Annotated in this window: 17 protein-coding genes and 1 pseudogene; 9 read left to right on the forward strand and 9 right to left on the reverse strand. The window is 60.5% G+C overall.

Annotation, left to right across the window (positions count from 1 at the left end; all coding sequences use genetic code 11):
- Positions 1-97: 97 nt before the first annotated feature.
- The 5 genes from K5K95_RS28310 to K5K95_RS28330 all read left to right on the forward strand — a co-directional run bounded on the left by K5K95_RS28310 (position 98) and on the right by K5K95_RS28330 (position 6,314).
- On the forward strand, positions 98-1,333 hold the full coding sequence (locus tag K5K95_RS28310; protein ID WP_222587147.1) for a 3-methyl-2-oxobutanoate dehydrogenase (2-methylpropanoyl-transferring) subunit alpha: 1,236 nt from the start codon (positions 98-100) through the stop codon (positions 1,331-1,333).
- Between the two features lies 1 nt (position 1,334).
- On the forward strand, positions 1,335-2,393 hold the full coding sequence (locus tag K5K95_RS28315; RefSeq protein ID WP_222587148.1) for an alpha-ketoacid dehydrogenase subunit beta: 1,059 nt from the start codon (positions 1,335-1,337) through the stop codon (positions 2,391-2,393).
- Complete coding sequence (locus tag K5K95_RS28320; protein ID WP_222587149.1) at positions 2,394-3,674, forward strand: dihydrolipoamide acetyltransferase family protein; 1,281 nt, start codon at positions 2,394-2,396, stop codon at positions 3,672-3,674.
- 3 nt (positions 3,675-3,677) lie between these two features.
- Complete coding sequence (lpdA, locus tag K5K95_RS28325) at positions 3,678-5,063, forward strand: dihydrolipoyl dehydrogenase (RefSeq protein WP_222587150.1); 1,386 nt, start codon at positions 3,678-3,680, stop codon at positions 5,061-5,063.
- 231 nt (positions 5,064-5,294) lie between these two features.
- Complete coding sequence (locus K5K95_RS28330; RefSeq protein WP_222587151.1) at positions 5,295-6,314, forward strand: branched-chain amino acid aminotransferase; 1,020 nt, start codon at positions 5,295-5,297, stop codon at positions 6,312-6,314.
- Positions 6,315-6,369: 55 nt separating this feature from the next.
- Here K5K95_RS28330 and K5K95_RS28335 read toward each other — a convergent pair whose 3' ends face one another.
- Genes K5K95_RS28335 through K5K95_RS28345 form a run of 3 tightly spaced genes read right to left on the reverse strand, consistent with a single transcriptional unit; the run spans position 6,370 to position 9,399 of the window.
- Positions 6,370-7,212, reverse strand: coding sequence for a TIGR03915 family putative DNA repair protein (locus tag K5K95_RS28335; RefSeq protein ID WP_222587152.1), 843 nt, complete (start codon positions 7,210-7,212; stop codon positions 6,370-6,372).
- A complete protein-coding gene (locus K5K95_RS28340) occupies positions 7,209-8,429 on the reverse strand; it encodes a putative DNA modification/repair radical SAM protein (RefSeq protein ID WP_222587153.1) in 1,221 nt (406 codons plus the stop codon). The genes K5K95_RS28335 and K5K95_RS28340 overlap by 4 nt, the downstream gene beginning before the upstream one ends.
- Before the next feature lie 52 nt (positions 8,430-8,481).
- Entirely contained in the window at positions 8,482-9,399 is a 918-nt protein-coding gene (locus tag K5K95_RS28345) for a LysR substrate-binding domain-containing protein (RefSeq protein WP_222587154.1), read from the reverse strand.
- Between the two features lie 105 nt (positions 9,400-9,504).
- Between K5K95_RS28345 and K5K95_RS28350 the strand changes: the two genes are divergently transcribed.
- Positions 9,505-10,113: a LysE family translocator gene (locus K5K95_RS28350; protein ID WP_222587155.1), complete on the forward strand. Its 609-nt coding sequence runs from the start codon at positions 9,505-9,507 to the stop codon at positions 10,111-10,113.
- Here K5K95_RS28350 and K5K95_RS28355 read toward each other — a convergent pair.
- A complete protein-coding gene (locus tag K5K95_RS28355) occupies positions 10,110-10,874 on the reverse strand; it encodes an ArsR/SmtB family transcription factor (RefSeq protein ID WP_222587156.1) in 765 nt (254 codons plus the stop codon). The two genes, K5K95_RS28350 and K5K95_RS28355, sit on opposite strands and share 4 nt — an antisense overlap.
- An 82-nt stretch (positions 10,875-10,956) precedes the next feature.
- Between K5K95_RS28355 and K5K95_RS28360 the strand changes: the two genes are divergently transcribed.
- Complete coding sequence (locus K5K95_RS28360) at positions 10,957-12,156, forward strand: cytochrome P450 (RefSeq protein ID WP_222587157.1); 1,200 nt, start codon at positions 10,957-10,959, stop codon at positions 12,154-12,156.
- Here the strand turns inward: K5K95_RS28360 and dmeF are convergent.
- The 3 genes from dmeF to K5K95_RS28375 form a co-directional block, all read right to left on the reverse strand.
- Complete coding sequence (gene dmeF / locus K5K95_RS28365) at positions 12,077-13,006, reverse strand: CDF family Co(II)/Ni(II) efflux transporter DmeF (RefSeq protein ID WP_222587158.1); 930 nt, start codon at positions 13,004-13,006, stop codon at positions 12,077-12,079. The two genes, K5K95_RS28360 and dmeF, sit on opposite strands and share 80 nt — an antisense overlap.
- Before the next feature lie 16 nt (positions 13,007-13,022).
- Positions 13,023-13,298, reverse strand: a complete 276-nt coding sequence (locus tag K5K95_RS28370) for a metal/formaldehyde-sensitive transcriptional repressor (protein ID WP_090184884.1) — start codon at positions 13,296-13,298, stop codon at positions 13,023-13,025.
- A gap of 87 nt (positions 13,299-13,385) precedes the next feature.
- Positions 13,386-13,985: a LysR substrate-binding domain-containing protein gene (locus K5K95_RS28375; protein WP_261398091.1), complete on the reverse strand. Its 600-nt coding sequence runs from the start codon at positions 13,983-13,985 to the stop codon at positions 13,386-13,388.
- Here K5K95_RS28375 and K5K95_RS28380 point away from each other — a divergent pair.
- Together K5K95_RS28380 and K5K95_RS28385 are read left to right on the forward strand one after the other, a co-directional pair.
- Positions 13,902-14,888 (forward strand): annotated as a pseudogene (locus tag K5K95_RS28380) (D-cysteine desulfhydrase family protein); the annotation flags it as partial. The gene K5K95_RS28375 and the pseudogene K5K95_RS28380 overlap by 84 nt on opposite strands.
- A gap of 92 nt (positions 14,889-14,980) precedes the next feature.
- A complete protein-coding gene (locus tag K5K95_RS28385; protein WP_222587159.1) occupies positions 14,981-15,220 on the forward strand; it encodes a pyocin S6 family toxin immunity protein in 240 nt (79 codons plus the stop codon).
- Between the two features lie 99 nt (positions 15,221-15,319).
- On the opposite strand, the gene K5K95_RS28390 is transcribed toward K5K95_RS28385, so the two are convergent.
- Entirely contained in the window at positions 15,320-15,658 is a 339-nt protein-coding gene (locus K5K95_RS28390) for an FKBP-type peptidyl-prolyl cis-trans isomerase (protein WP_222587160.1), read from the reverse strand.
- A 71-nt stretch (positions 15,659-15,729) separates the two neighbouring features.
- Positions 15,730-16,239 (reverse strand): hypothetical protein, encoded by a 510-nt coding sequence (locus K5K95_RS28395; protein WP_222587161.1) that lies wholly within the window; start codon positions 16,237-16,239, stop codon positions 15,730-15,732.
- Position 16,240 lies beyond the last annotated feature (1 nt).

Raw genomic sequence — 16,240 nt, forward strand, 5'->3', positions numbered from 1 at the left:
TTCGCCGGGCCTATGATTGTTGTAGGACAAGATTTCTTCCACAGAAGAAAGACGGTCAGCTCACTACAAGAAATTCACAAGATCGAGCGTAGAAGCCATGAACCAAGCGTACGAACCGCTGCAACTGCACGTTCCCGAACCGTCGGGCCGTCCCGGCTGCAAAACCGACTTCTCCTACCTGCGTCTGACCGACGCCGGCACGGTGCGCAAACCCCCAATCGACGTTGAGCCGGCCGACACCGCTGATCTGGCCAAGGGTCTGATTCGCGTGCTCGACGACCAGGGCAACGCCCTCGGCCCTTGGGCTGAAGGCGTGCCGGTCGAGATCCTGCGAAAAGGCATGCGTGCCATGCTCAAGACGCGGATCTATGACAACCGCATGGTGGTCGCCCAGCGCCAGAAGAAAATGTCGTTCTACATGCAGAGCCTCGGCGAGGAAGCCATCGGCAGCGGCCAGGCCCTGGCGCTGAACGTCGATGACATGTGCTTTCCGACGTACCGCCAGCAAAGCATCCTGATGGCGCGAGACGTGCCACTGGTAGACCTGATCTGCCAACTGCTGTCCAACGAGCGCGATCCGCTCAAGGGCCGTCAGCTGCCGATCATGTATTCAGTCAAGGATTACGGTTTCTTCACCATTTCCGGCAACCTGGCCACCCAGTTCGTGCAGGGTGTGGGCTGGGGCATGGCTTCGGCGATCAAGGGCGACACCAAAATCGCCTCGGCCTGGATCGGCGACGGTGCCACCGCTGAATCCGACTTCCACACCGCCCTCACCTTCGCCCACGTTTACCGTGCGCCGGTGATCCTCAACGTGGTCAACAACCAGTGGGCGATCTCGACGTTCCAGGCGATTGCCGGTGGTGAAGCCACGACATTTGCCGGCCGTGGCGTCGGTTGCGGCATTGCCTCCCTGCGGGTTGATGGCAACGATTTTGTCGCGGTCTACGCCGCCTCCGCCTGGGCCGCCGAACGCGCCCGTCGTAACCTCGGCCCGACCATGATCGAATGGGTCACCTACCGCGCCGGCCCGCACTCGACCTCCGATGATCCGTCCAAATACCGTCCCGCCGACGACTGGAGCTATTTCCCGCTCGGCGACCCGATTGCCCGCCTCAAGCAGCACCTGATCAAGATCGGTCATTGGTCCGAAGAGGAACACGTCGCCGTCAGCGCCGAACTCGAAGCCCAGGTGATTGCCGCGCAGAAAGAAGCCGAGCAGTACGGCACCCTCGCCGGCGGCCAGATTCCAAGCGCCGCGACCATGTTCGAAGACGTCTACAAAGAGATGCCGGAGCACTTGAAGCGCCAGCGTCAAGAGTTGGGGATCTGACATGAACGACCACAACAACAATATCCAGCTGGAAACCGCCATGACCACGACCACCATGACCATGATCCAGGCCCTGCGCTCGGCCATGGATGTGATGCTTGAGCGTGACGACAACGTCGTCGTGTTCGGCCAGGACGTGGGCTACTTCGGCGGCGTCTTCCGTTGCACCGAAGGCCTGCAGACCAAATACGGCACTTCCCGAGTGTTCGATGCACCGATTTCCGAAAGCGGCATCGTCGGCGTCGCCGTGGGCATGGGTGCCTATGGTTTGCGCCCGGTGGCCGAGATTCAGTTCGCCGACTACGTGTACCCGGCATCGGACCAGATCATTTCCGAAGCCGCGCGTTTGCGCTATCGCTCCGCTGGCGAGTTCACCGCTCCGATGACCCTGCGCATGCCTTGCGGCGGCGGCATCTACGGCGGCCAGACCCACAGCCAGAGCATCGAAGCGATGTTCACCCAGGTCTGCGGCCTGCGTACCGTCATGCCATCCAACCCTTACGACGCCAAGGGCTTGCTGATCGCCTCCATCGAAAACGATGACCCGGTAATCTTCCTCGAGCCAAAACGCCTGTACAACGGCCCGTTCGACGGCCACCACGACCGTCCGGTAACGCCGTGGTCGAAACACCCCGCCGCGCAAGTGCCGGACGGTTACTACACCGTGCCGCTGGACGTCGCCGCCATCACTCGTCCCGGCAAGGCCGTGACCATCCTGACCTACGGCACCACGGTGTATGTGTCGCAAGTGGCCGCTGAGGAAACCGGCATCGACGCCGAAGTCATCGACCTGCGCAGCCTGTGGCCGCTGGACCTTGAGACCATCGTCAAGTCAGTGAAGAAAACCGGCCGCTGCGTGATCGTTCACGAAGCGACCCGCACCTGCGGCTTCGGCGCCGAACTGGTCGCGCTGGTACAAGAGCACTGCTTCCACTACCTGGAAGCGCCGATCGAACGCGTCACCGGTTGGGACACCCCCTACCCGCACGCGCAAGAGTGGGCGTATTTCCCAGGGCCGTCCCGTGTGGGCGCGGCGTTGAAACGGGTTATGGAGGTCTGAATGGGCACGCACGTTATTAAAATGCCGGACATTGGCGAAGGCATTGCAGAAGTTGAATTGTCGGTGTGGCACGTCAAGGTCGGCGACATGGTCGTCGAAGACCAGGTATTGGCCGATGTCATGACTGACAAGGCGATGGTCGACATCCCCTCGCCGGTGCACGGCAAAGTGATTGCGCTGGGCGGACAGCCGGGCGAAGTCATGGCGGTCGGCAGCATCCTGATCAGTATTGAAGTCGAAGGCGCAGGCAACGTTAAAGAGTCGGCCCAGCCTGCTGTTGCGGCCGCTGTCGCGAAAGAGACACCGGTTGCGGCACCGAAGGTTGAAGCTGCGGCCATCAGCAAACCGATTGCAGCACCGCGTCCAGCCGCCGTGTGCCAAGGCCCGATGGTAGCTCGCGAAGCCAATGAGCGCCCGCTGGCCTCCCCGGCCGTGCGCAAACATGCGCTGGACCTGGGCATTCCGTTGCGCCTGGTGCGTGGCACCGGCCCTGCCGGTCGCGTGCTGCACGAAGACCTCGATGCCTATCTGGCGCAAGGTCAGCAGCCACAATCGACTGCTGCCGCCGCTTATGCCCAGCGTAACGATGAAGAGCAGATTCCGGTGATCGGCATGCGTCGCAAGATCGCCCAGCGCATGCAGGACGCTACCCAGCGCGCTGCGCACTTCAGTTATGTCGAAGAAATTGACGTCACTGCCGTGGAAGAACTGCGCGCGCACCTGAACGAAAAACACGGCGCGACACGCGGCAAGCTGACCCTGCTGCCGTTTCTGGTCCGTGCTCTGGTCGTCGCCCTGCGTGACTTCCCGCAGATCAACGCCCGTTACGACGACGAAGCCCAGGTCATCACCCGCCTCAGTGCCGTGCACGTGGGCATCGCCACCCAGGCCGACATCGGTTTGATGGTGCCGGTGGTGCGTCACGCCGAAGCCCGCAGCCTGTGGGACAACGCCGCTGAAATCTCTCGCCTGGCCACCGCCGCACGCAATGGCAAGGCTGCCCGCGATGAACTCTCCGGCTCGACCATCACCCTGACCAGCCTCGGTGCGTTGGGCGGCATCGTCAGCACGCCCGTGCTGAACCTGCCGGAAGTGGCAATCGTCGGCGTGAACAAAATCGTCGAACGCCCGATGGTGGTCAAAGGCCAGATCGTGATTCGCAAGATGATGAACCTCTCCAGCTCGTTCGATCACCGCGTGGTCGATGGCATGGACGCGGCGCAATTCATCCAGGCCATTCGTGGCTTGCTCGAACAACCCGCTACGCTGTTTGTGGAGTAGGTCATGCAACAGACTTTGAATACCACGCTGCTGATCATCGGCGGCGGCCCCGGCGGTTATGTGACGGCGATCCGTGCCGGCCAGCTGGGCATCCCGACCATTCTGGTGGAAGGCCAATCCCTGGGCGGCACCTGCCTGAACATCGGCTGCATTCCGTCCAAGGCGCTGATTCACGTGGCCGAGCAGTTTCACCAGACGCAACATCACAGCCAGCATTCGGCGCTGGGCATCAGCGTTTCGGCACCCACCCTCGACATCAGCAAGAGCGTCGAGTGGAAGGACGGCATCGTTGATCGCCTGACCACTGGCGTCGCGGCCTTGCTGAAAAAGAACAAAGTCCAGGTCATTCAAGGCTGGGCCACCGTGGTCGACGGCAAAACCGTTGATGTCGGCGACACGCGGATTCTGTGCGAGCACCTGGTGCTGGCCACCGGTTCGAAAAGCGTGAACCTGCCGATGCTGCCGATTGGCGGCCCTATTATCTCCTCCACCGAGGCCCTGGCACCGACGTCGGTGCCGAAACGATTGGTGGTGGTGGGTGGCGGCTACATCGGTCTGGAGCTGGGGATTGCCTATCGCAAGCTCGGCGCCGAGGTCAGCGTGGTCGAGGCACAGGAACGCATCCTGCCGGCCTACGATGCTGAATTGACCCAACCGGTGCACGACGAACTGAAAAAACTCGGCGTGAAGCTTTACTTGAAGCACAGCGTCCAATGCTTTGATTCTGCTAGCAATACACTGCAAGTTCTGCAGCCGGACGGCGAGACGCTGAACCTGGAAACGGATCAGGTGCTGGTGGCCGTCGGTCGCAAACCCAACACCCAGGGCTGGAACCTCGAAGCGCTGAACCTGGACATGAACGGCTCGTCGATCAAGATCGACAACCGCTGCCAGACCAGCATGCGCAACGTGTATGCAATCGGCGACCTGAGCGGCGAACCAATGCTCGCGCACCGGGCGATGGCCCAGGGCGAAATGGTTGCGGAACTGATCAGCGGTCTACACCGCGAGTTCAACCCGACCGCCATCGCCGCCGTGTGCTTTACCGATCCGGAACTGGTGGTGGTCGGCAAAACCCCGGATGAGGCCAAGGCCGCAGGGCTGGATTGCATCGTGTCGAGCTTCCCGTTCGCGGCCAATGGTCGGGCGATGACGCTGGAATCCAAAAGCGGCTTCGTGCGGGTGGTGGCGCGCCGTGACAATCATGTGATCGTCGGTTGGCAGGCCGTCGGGGTCGGCGTTTCGGAGTTGTCGACCGCCTTCGGCCAGAGCCTGGAAATGGGCGCGCGACTGGAAGACATCGCCGGCACCATACACGCACACCCGACACTGGGCGAAGCGGTGCAGGAAGCAGCGCTGCGTGCGCTTGGGCATGCTCTGCATCTATAACTGATCGTTCCCACGCTCTGCGTGGGAATGCAGCCCGGGACGCTCCGCGTCCCAGAAGCGGACGCGGAGCGTCCATTGAGGCATTCCCACGCAGAGCGTGGGAACGATCAGTGCGAGAGAGATCGCATTCCGGGCTGCGAAACAGGCCCGGAATGAAGTATTGTTGTCCCCATCCAAAAAACGTCAGAAGCCTTGAACCGTTTCGGCGGTTGTTAAGTGATAGAGGGTGTCATGGGTAACGAAAGCATCAATTGGGACAAGTTGGGTTTTGACTACATCAAGACAGACAAGCGCTATCTGTCGCACTGGCGTAATGGCGAGTGGGACAAAGGCACCCTGACCGAAGACAATGTGCTGCACATCAGCGAAGGCTCGACTGCCCTTCACTATGGCCAGCAATGCTTCGAAGGCCTGAAGGCCTATCGTTGCAAGGACGGTTCGATCAATCTGTTCCGCCCGGATCAGAACGCCGCACGCATGCAACGCAGCTGCGGTCGCCTGCTGATGCCACAGGTGTCCACCGAACAGTTCATCGATGCGTGCAAGGAAGTGGTCCGTGCCAACGAGCGTTTCATCCCGCCTTACGGCACTGGCGGCGCGCTGTACCTGCGTCCGTTCGTGATCGGCGTGGGTGACAACATCGGCGTGCGTACCGCACCGGAATTCATCTTCTCGATTTTCTGCATCCCGGTTGGCGCCTACTTCAAGGGCGGCCTGACCCCGCACAACTTCCTGATCTCCAGCTACGACCGTGCGGCCCCACAAGGCACCGGCGCGGCCAAGGTCGGTGGCAACTACGCCGCCAGCCTGATGCCAGGTTCCCAGGCCAAGAAGGCGCACTTTGCCGACGCCATCTACCTGGACCCGATGACTCACACCAAAATTGAAGAAGTCGGCTCGGCCAACTTCTTCGGGATCACCCACGACAACAAGTTCGTCACGCCGAACTCGCCGTCGGTCCTGCCAGGCATCACCCGCCTGTCGTTGATCGAACTGGCCAAATCGCGTCTGGGCCTGGAAGTGGTTGAAGGCGACGTGTTCATCGACAAGCTCTCCGACTTCAAGGAAGCCGGCGCTTGCGGCACCGCGGCCGTGATCACCCCGATCGGCGGCATCAGCTACAACGACCACCTGCACGTGTTCCACAGCGAGACCGAAGTCGGTCCGGTCACCCAGAAGCTCTACAAAGAGCTGACCGGTGTACAGACTGGCGACATCGAAGCACCTGCGGGCTGGATCGTTAAGGTTTGACCTGACATCCGCCACAACAAAAACCCGCTGGACGCCTGTGCGTCCAGCGGGTTTCTTATGGATTCTGAAGACGCTCGGCGTCCCCCAGCGTAATGCGCTTACCGCCCCTGCCCTTGATCCCGCTGGCCTGACCGTCCTGTTGCTTGCCTGTGCGAGCCTGAATGATCAACCCCGGAATCAGCGCGCCCTCCGGCAGGTTCTTCCAGAAACGCATCGGCAAGTGCCCTTGCATCACCGTCGGGTTCAATCGCGCCGGATTGAAGATATGACTGTAGTAGGTCAACCACATGTCGCTGTGTGGATCGTCGGCGTTTTGTGCCAGTTGCTGCCATTCAATCGGGCAGCGTCGTTGGTGGATCAACCGCTCCCCATCGTAGTAAACCCCGTCCCGAGGTGTCGCAATCAACCAGCGATGGCGGCCCATGCGACCGATGAAATGTTCGCTGGCGCTGTGCAGGATGTCATGGGCCGGTTCGTGCCAAGCGACATAGTGCGGACCCTCGCCTCCAGGCATCGCGACGAAACGCACAAATGCATGTAGATGATGAGCTTCACGCTGTATCTGTTTGATTCTTCTCTGTAATTCACTACCAAGCTTGTCACCCGCCAACACTGCGGTGCGATCACCATGACTGACCCGCCACAACACTTCGTACAACAGGCTCCAGCGCTGATCACCGCGATAACGGGCGGCGCGTTCCAGGGTGTCCAATAGCGTTCGCGGGATTCGGGCCTGAAACGGCCCCTGGGTTTCGGGCGGAGCATCATCACTGGCAAACAGGTCAGCCACACCTTCACTCGCCCAACTCACCAGACTGGGGTCCACCTCATGACTGAGCAGCCAGCGTGCCTGTTGGCGCCAGGTGTCGAACAGGTCATCGCAATCGAGATGGATCATCCCCACAACCCCATCTGTTGTGGGGCGGGTCGGTCGCGCAATTGCTGATACAGCAGATGACTGGTGACTTCGGCCTGCTGCGGGTGGTAATCGCTGGTGATGAAAAACGGCTTGGCCTTGGCCAGCACACAGCGCATTCGAGTCAAGTCCTCATAGCGGATGCGGCGCTGGCGGCGCAGTTCCACCAGGCGCTCGGTGGTGCGCAAGCCGATGCCGGGAATGCGCGCGATCAACGATGCCTCGGCGTGATTGAGGTCCAGCGGGAAGACGTCACGATTTTCCAGTGCCCACGCCAGCTTCGGGTCAATGTCGAGCGCCAGGTGCCCGGGACCTTTGAACAGCTCGCCGGCGGTAAAGCCGTAGCTGCGCAAGAGGAAATCCGCTTGATACAAACGGTGTTCACGCATCAAGGGCGGCGCAGCCAAAGGCACGCTTTTCGGGCTGTTGGGGATCGGACTGAATGCCGAGTAATAGACCCGACGCAAACGGAAGTTGCCATACAGCGCCTGGGCGCTGTGGAGAATGGTGCTGTCATCGGTGTCATCGGCGCCGACGATCATTTGCGTGCTCTGCCCGGCCGGGGCAAATTTCGGCGCGCGCGGTTCGTTGAGCACCGTTTGTACGCCGGTGTAGATGGTTTGCATCGCTTGCTTGATCGAACCCAGCTGTTTCTCCGGGGCCAGGGTTTGCAGGCTGGCGTAGGTGGGCAATTCGATGTTCACGCTCAAGCGGTCGGCGTAGCGCCCCGCCTCCTCGATCAGCGCCGGATCGGCTTCGGGAATGGTCTTGAGGTGAATGTAACCGCGAAACTCATGCTCTTCGCGCAACAGCTTGGCCACACGGATCAACTGCTCCATGGTGTAGTCCGCCGAGCGAATGATCCCGGAGCTGAGAAACAGCCCGCTGACGCAGTTGCGCCGGTAGAAATCCAGGGTCAGCGTCACCACTTCTTCCGGCGTGAAGCGTGCGCGTGGCACATCGCTGGAACGGCGATTAACGCAATATTGGCAGTCGTACAGGCAGAAGTTGGTCAGCAGAATCTTCAGCAGCGAAACGCAGCGTCCATCCGGCGTATAGCTGTGGCAAATGCCCATGCCGTTGGTCGAGCCCAGTCCGCTCTTGCCCTCGGAGCTGCGCTTGGGCGCGCCGCTGCTGGCGCACGACGCGTCGTACTTGGCGGCGTCGGCGAGAATGCTGAGCTTGTCGATGAGTTCCATGGGGGACGCCTTATACTGGATGGATGCACAGTATCGCGTCGATGCCCGTGGTTCAAGTCGAGAACGCACCCTTGGTCGCCTGGTGCTCATCCTGAGCAATCCGGGCAAACAACCACTCCACAAATACCCGCGCAGACGCCGTCACATCCGGCGCCACACCGTAGTAATAGCGCGGCAGCGGCATGCGCAATTCAGGTAACGGGCAGATCAGGCTGCCACTGCACAGGTGCGTGCCGAGTAACGAAGTCGGGCACAAGGCGATGCCCTGCCCCTCGACGGCAGCCTGCAGCACAAGATGCATGTGATCGAATTGACGGGTGATCTGAACGGCTGACTGCCGTTGACCAAAGTGCATCGCCCAGTTGTGCCAGTCTTCGCGGCGCGCCTTGGCGGTCAGCAACGTGTGCCGCTCCAGTCCCGCGAGGTTTTCCAGCGGCTGCTGTTCGATCAGCGCGGGCGCTGCGACCAGCAGCAGTTCGTCTTCAAACAGGGGGCGCGCTTCAATCGCCGGCGCCCAGTCGTCGCGGCCACGGCGAATGACAACGTCAAACCCGTCGCGGGGATGATCGGGGGCCTGGGTCTGGGTCATCACCTGCGGCGTGATGCCCGGGTATTGCGCCATGAAGTCCGCCAGCCTGGGTTCCAGCCACAATTGCGCAAAGGACGGGCGGACATTGATCTTCACCACCGGCAGCGCGGCATGTCGCTTGAGTTCGGCGGCAGCGTCGGCAATCTGCGCCAACCCGGCGCTCACCTGCCCATAAAAACGCTGGCCGGCCGGCGTCAGCAGCGATTGCCGGATGCGTCGCTCAAACAGCAACACGCCCAGATGTTCTTCAAGCAATTTGATGTGGCGGCTGACCGCACTGTGGCTGACATGCAGCTCTTCGGCCGCCAGAGCGAAGCTCTGATGACGAGCAGCGACAGCAAAGGCGCGAACAGCATTGAGCGGCGGCAGTTGATTTTTCATGCGTCTAATTTAGTCACCTATGCGCCGAAATTAAAGCGTTTGTCACGCGCATTGCGCCACGCCAATCTGCCTCCACGCAGCCAGCGCCACCTGACGGAGCACGCCATGAACAACTACGGACTGTTTTTGCTTTTCGCCACGCTGACCATTCTGAGCCCCGGGCCTGGCGTTCTGCTGACCCTGTCCAATGCGGCCAGACACGGCTGGACCGGGGCGTTGCCGGGGATTTTCGGCATCGCCTCGGGAGCGTTCATCGTCGCCGCCATCAGCGCCACCAGTGTCGGCCTGATCCTCAGCACCTCGGCCCATGCCTTTACCGTCTTGAAATACGCTGGGGCCGCGTATTTGTTGTACCTGGGGTTCAAGAGCTGGCGCTCGGACCGTTTCAACTCGTTGCTGCAAACCCGGCCCTCAAGTCCCGGCTATCGCTTTCTGGAAGCGGCATCGATCCAGTTCCTGAACCCCAAGGCGGTGTTTTTCTTCCTCGCGGTGTTCCCGCAATTCATCGACACCTCGGCGCACTTCACCAGCCAGTTTTTCAAACTGGTCGCCTCTTACGCGGTGTTGGTGATCCTGGTGCATGGCAGTTATGCGCTGCTCGCCAATGCCGCCAAAGGCTGGCTGTCGAGCCCGAAAGGTGCCTGGCTGGCCGCCAAAGTCTCAGGGGTGACCTTTGCCGGTTTTGGCGTGCTCATGGCCTCGGCCAGCCGCTAAGTCGGCGGGCTGGCACTCGAACGGCGGCGGGACTCCGCAGGCGTGGGACGAGCGATCGCGACTTGAGTCGGCAACTCAATGGCGAAGCGGCTGCCGATCTCCTTGCGCCCGACCGCCGTCAACGCCAGCGCCCGACTGTCCAGGTCCTGGGTCAGCCATTTGCGCTTGATCGCGGTTTGCAGCAACGCCGCGCCCAATGAGCCACCCAAATGCGGGCGGCGCATGCTCCAGTCCAGGCACGGGCAGGCGAAGCGGCGGCGCAGCGTATTCAGGTCCTTGACCTCAATGCCCAACCCGGCAAACAGGGCTTCGCCACTGGCGCTGAGCTGATAAACCTGCTCGTCGGTTTCCAGTAGCCATCCGGCTTCGATCATCCGGTCATGCAGCAACACCGCGAGCGTGCCAGCCATGTGGTCGTAACAGGTGCGAGCGAATTGCAGCCGATCCGGCGTCCGTGAGCTGAAGGTCGGCGCATTGTTCTGGCCGATCACCATCAGCGCTTCCAGCGCCTGGGCGACGCGTTTGTCCGCAAGGCTGTAATAACGATGGCGACCCTGTACGTGCAACCGCACCAGCGCCAGTTCCTTGAGTTTGGCCAAGTGTGCGCTGGCCGTGGACGCACTGACTTCGGCAACCGCCGCGAGCTCGGTGCTGGTACGGGCGTGGCCGTCCATCAGCGAACAGAGGATTTTCGTTCGGGCAGGCTCTGCAATGGCCGCCGCCACCTGCGAGACGCCGATATCGTGGTGTTCAACGTTCATATTTCGCTCCCGAACGAATCAAGGCCTTTTCGGACTGGAGATAGTAGCAACACTTTCTCCATCACGAACAAGGCTGCGACCCATGGACCCGATCATCGCTGCAACTCATGTCGATCCTTATCCTTATTACGCCCAACTGCGTGCCGAGGGCGGGCTGGTTTTTCATCAGGGGCTGAAACTGTGGGTGGCGAGCAGTGCCCAAGCTGTCGCTGCCGTGCTCGCGCATCCCGATTGCCATGTGCGACCGCCCCACGAGCCGGTGCCCAAGGCGATTGTTGGCGGCATGGCCGGCCAGGTGTTTGCGCAATTGATGCGTATGAACGAGGGCGAACGTCACCGCTGTCCGAGGTCGGCGATCGAGCCGGGGCTGGCGTTGATTGATGTCAGCGAAGTCGAGACGCTGGTGAGCGCGCGGCTGATCACGCCGGACGCTGCTGGGTTGTACAACGCCATGTTCCGCGGGCCGGTCTGTGTGGTGGCGGCGTTGCTGGGGTTCTCACCGGCCCAAGGGCGGGCGATCGGCGAGCTGACAGCGGATTTCGTTGCGTGCCTGTCGCCGCTCAGTGATCAGGCGCAACTGCAGGCCGCGCAGGGAGCGGCAGAGCAATTGCGGGGCTATTTTATTGAGCTGCTGGAGGATCCGGACAACAAAAGCACACTGCTCGCCGGGATTCGTCAGCGTTTCGCCGCTGACCATGAAACGCTGATGGCCAACCTGATCGGGTTGTTTTCCCAGACGTATGAGGCCACCGCCGGACTGATCGGCAATGCGCTGTTGGCGTTGATTCGAAACCCGTCGTTGCGCAGCGAATCGGTGCGCGTTGACCACTTGATCGCAGAAGTTCAGCGCTTTGATCCGTCAGTGCAGAATACCCGGCGGTTCGTTGTCGCGCCGTGTGAGATTGACGGTGTCCGCCTCGATTCAGGCGATGTGATTCTGGTGCTGCTGGCGTCGGCCAATCGTGATCCGCAGCTCAGTGAGCGTCCCGACGCGTTTATGCTGGATCGCCCACAACGCCGCAGCTTTACCTTTGGCGCGGGGCGTCATCACTGTCCGGGGCAGAGGCTGGCGTTGAAGATCGCCGAAGCGACGCTGAAGGAGGTCCTGGCCCATCGACCCGATTGGGATTACCTGAGCTGGCACTACCGCCCTTCCCTCAACGGCCGCGTTCCGCATTTCAACGACGGCCCCGCACAGGACGTCAAGCGGTGCGAAACTCCACCGTCAGGTGAGACAGCTCATGAACCGGCGCCAGGCGCTCGCGAATGGTGTCGGCACTGACCGGCGCGCTGGCCACGACACTGACAATCGCCGCCCGCGCATCAGGCCCGACCTGCCAGACGTGGAGGTCGCTGATGCGCACGTCATCCGTCGCCAGCAACTCACGAATCTCAGCAGCCACTGGCTCATCGGTGGTGTCGAGCAACACCGCTGCACTGTCGCGCATCAGGCCGTAGGCCCATTTGGCAATGACAATGGCACCGACGATACCCATCGCCGGGTCCAGCCAGACCCAGCCCAGGTAACGGCCGGCCAGCAACGCCGCGATCGCAAGCACCGAGGTCAAGGCATCGGCCAGCACGTGGACGTAGGCCGAGCGCAGGTTATTGTCGTGATGATGGCCGTGGTCGTGATCGTGGCTATGACCATGATCATGGCCGTGATGCCCATGATGCCCCATCAACAGAAAGGCACTGGCGATGTTCACCGCTAAACCGACCACGGCAATCACTGTCGCCTCTGTAAAGGCTACGGTGGTCGGCTGGAACAGCCGCAGGACGGACTCCACGGCAATACCGAGCGACACCAACCCCAGCACCATGGCCGAGGCAAAACCGGCCAGATCACCGACCTTGCCGGTACCAAAACTGTAGCGGGCGTTGCTGGCGTGCCGCCGGGCAAAACCATAGGCCGCCGCCGCGATGCCCAAGGCAACGACATGGGTCGCCATGTGGAAACCATCGGCCAGCAACGCCATGGAACCCGTGAGGTAACCGGCGGCAATTTCGCCGATCATCATGACGAAGGTCAGCGCCACCACCCACCAGGTGCGGCGGGCGTTTTCATCATGGGAAGCGCCCAGGAACATATGGTCGTGGGCAAAATTCGAAGCCTGCGGTAACGGTGTCATGGTTCTTTTCCAGGCCTTATTTCGAGTAACGACGGATGGCTTGCAGTAACTCTTCCAGGCCTTCGGCGCGCTCTTCATCGCTCAGGCCTGGACGGGCCACGTGTTCACGGGCGTGGGCGTCGATGAACTGATCCATCAAACCGTTGACCGCACCACGAATGGCGGCGACCAGGTGCAGGGTCTTGGCGCAATCAGCGTCGGACTCAAGCGCCTTTTCCACCGCCTGGACCTGGCCTGAGATGCGTCGCACCCGGTTGAGCAAATCATCTTTGTGTTCGTGAATGTGCGACATACCTATACCCCCTACCCCTATCTGGCGCGCATAGTCACTGATCCTGATCGAACTGGCAAGACGAATATCCAAAAGTGGCTGTGCCCTTTACGCCAGTCGATCCGCAACGAAATCGACAAACGCCTTCAACTTGGGCAGTGACTTCCTTGAACGCGGGTACACCATCTGCACCGGTTTGGGCGGCGGAACATAGTCCTCCATGATCCGCACGAGCTCGCCATTGGCCAAGGCCGCCGACACCAGAAAATCGGGCTGCATCAAAATCCCCTCTCCGGCCACAGCCGCCTGCAACAACACCTGGCCGTCATTGCTTTTGAGCACCGCTCGCTCTGGCCACGGCACTTCATTGGCGCCGTTTCTCAGCGGCCAGGCGAAGCGGTTGTTCCAGGAAGTGTGAGTAAGGATTCTGTGTCGGTGCAGGTCTTCGGGTGTTTGCGGCTCCTGCCATTTCTGCAGATACCGGGGCGATGCGCAGATCACCATTCGATATGGCGGCAAGGACTTGGCCAGCAGATTGACGCCGATCAGCTCGGAGATCCTGAAAGCGAGGTCAAACGACGTCTCGTACAGGTCCACCACTTCGTTGCTCAGAATCAGCTCGACCCGATTCAGAGGGCTGAACGCCTGGAGCAATGGCTGGATTTGAAGTCGCGGGGCATCGGCCTGTATCTCAAGCGTGACGATCACATGCTGATCGGCGGTGGCGGCAACAAACTGCGCAAACTCGAATTTCACATTGGCGCCGCGCTTGAGGCCGGTGTCGACACGGTCATTACCGTCGGCGGCCTGCAATCCAACCATGCGCGCCTGACCGCCGCTGTGTGCGCCCGCTTGGGTCTTGCCTGCGAGTTGATCCTGACCCGCGCGGTGCCCAAAGACGAAGTGGACTACGAGCTGAACGGCAACGTCCTGCTCGATCAGTTGTTCGGCGCAGACATCCGGGTGCTCGCCAAGGGTAGCGATTCGCTCGCTCAAGCCGACATTCGCGCCGCACAACTTCGCGACTCGGGACGCAAAGTGCTGGTCATACCCACGGGCGGCTCGACGCCGCTGGGCAGCCTCGGTTATGCACGCTGCGCGGCGGAAATCGCGCAGCAGGAAACCGAACTCGGCCTGACATTCAACCAGGTCGTGGTGCCCAACGGCAGCGCCGGCACCCATGCGGGGTTGGCAGCAGGCTTTGAGCTGCTGGGTCGCGGCACTTCAATCGTCAAGTCGTACTCAGTGCTGTCCGATCGCGACACGTCAGCGGCCAGGACCCTGAAATTGACCCAGGACGCCCTGGCGTTGATGGGCAGCGACGCCGTTGTGACGGCTGAAGCAATCAACATTGACGGCAGTCAGCTGGGCGACGGGTACGGTTTGCCGACACCGTCCATGCAAGAAGCCGTACGCCTGATGGCTCGCGCCGAAGGATTGTTGATCGACCCGGTGTATTCCGGAAAAGCCTTCGCCGGGTTGTTGGCCGATATCCGACAAGGGCATTTCCGTTCCGGGGACAATGTGTTGTTTGTCATGACCGGGGGAACACCGGGCTTGTATGCGTATCGGGAAACTTTTCAACAAGCGTTGGCTAGTAAGGCCATTTGAAAAAACGGCCCACGTTTCAGACCCGTCCTACATCTATCCAGTCCCTATTGATATAGCGTCCGCATCGCTTAGAAATCAATTGAGGGATCTTTATGTTTTTATGGATAAGCGGGTTTTTGAAAGGTGATGAAGCGGGTGACTTCCTGAAGTTCGAACACACCGTTCGACCTGAGAATGAAAACGCAGTAATGGATGCGTTCGGCTGGAAAAGTCTTGATGAAGCAGCGGACGGCGAAACGCACCTGACCGGCGAGCAAACCAGAAAAATAGCTGCAGTTCTCAATCAACAGTTACCGACAAAACTGGAGCTGTTCATCGGTGTGCGGGAGTAGAATTTTGCTTAAATCGAATTCGCTGTCAGGTTAAGCATCGCTACCCGTACTACGGGGCGATGCAGAGTTGCGGCATCCCCCGTCACTAAAACCACACACTCAATCATCGCGCGTCAGCACTTCCAGCAGTTCAATCTCGAAAATCAGATTCGAATTCGGCGGAATCGCGCCCATCGTTCGCTCGCCATAGGCCAGATGCGCGGGCACCAGCAGCTTGCGCTTGCCGCCGACTTGCATCCCCATGATCCCTTGATCCCACCCTTTGATAACCCTTCCGGTGCCGATCACACACTGGAACGGCTTGCCGCGGCTGTAGGAAGAGTCAAATTCAGTGCCGTCTTCCAGCCAGCCGCGGTATTGGGTGGTGATCAGCGCGCCTTTGACGGCGGCTTTGCCATCGCCCGGTTCGAGGTCGATGATTTGCAGTTCTTCAGTCATGACAATGTTTTATCTATTGGAGGTTTTCGAGGGACGAGGTTTTCCCAGAAAATCATCCGGCTGGCAACTCTTCAAGCTCCCGTGTCCGGTTTAGGCACCTGCGCCTCGACCTTTTTTTCTTCCTTGGCCTTGGCATCGACGGCGAAGTCCTTGCCGAATATGGCTTCTGGAAAGATCCACTTGCCCATGCTGCTTTTCTGGTCGGTGACAATGCCGATCTGGTCGCCTTTGTTGAAATCAAACCAATGGAAGTCTGTAAAACCTTTCAGGTCCAGGGTCTTGTGCATGTTCCCTTCCATGACTTCGATTTTCTTGTCTTTGGGGTTGACGCTCACCACCTCCAGCGGGGAACGGGTAATCAGCGGCGGCGTCGCCACAATAATCTCCTGGCTGTTCGTACACCGTTGACTGGTCGGCTGGATCTTGCCGTCCGCTGAACTGTGGGGCCGCTTGTCGCAATCGACGAAGATGCCCGAATGGTCCACCGTCTGATTGCCCAGATATTGCTCGCCACTGGGCATCAACAATATTTCCTCGCCCTTCGCCGCGCTGGCTAAAAAAACCAGCGACAGCACCATCATT

This window comes from Pseudomonas sp. DR48, from assembly GCF_019823085.1.
GTDB lineage: Bacteria > Pseudomonadota > Gammaproteobacteria > Pseudomonadales > Pseudomonadaceae > Aquipseudomonas.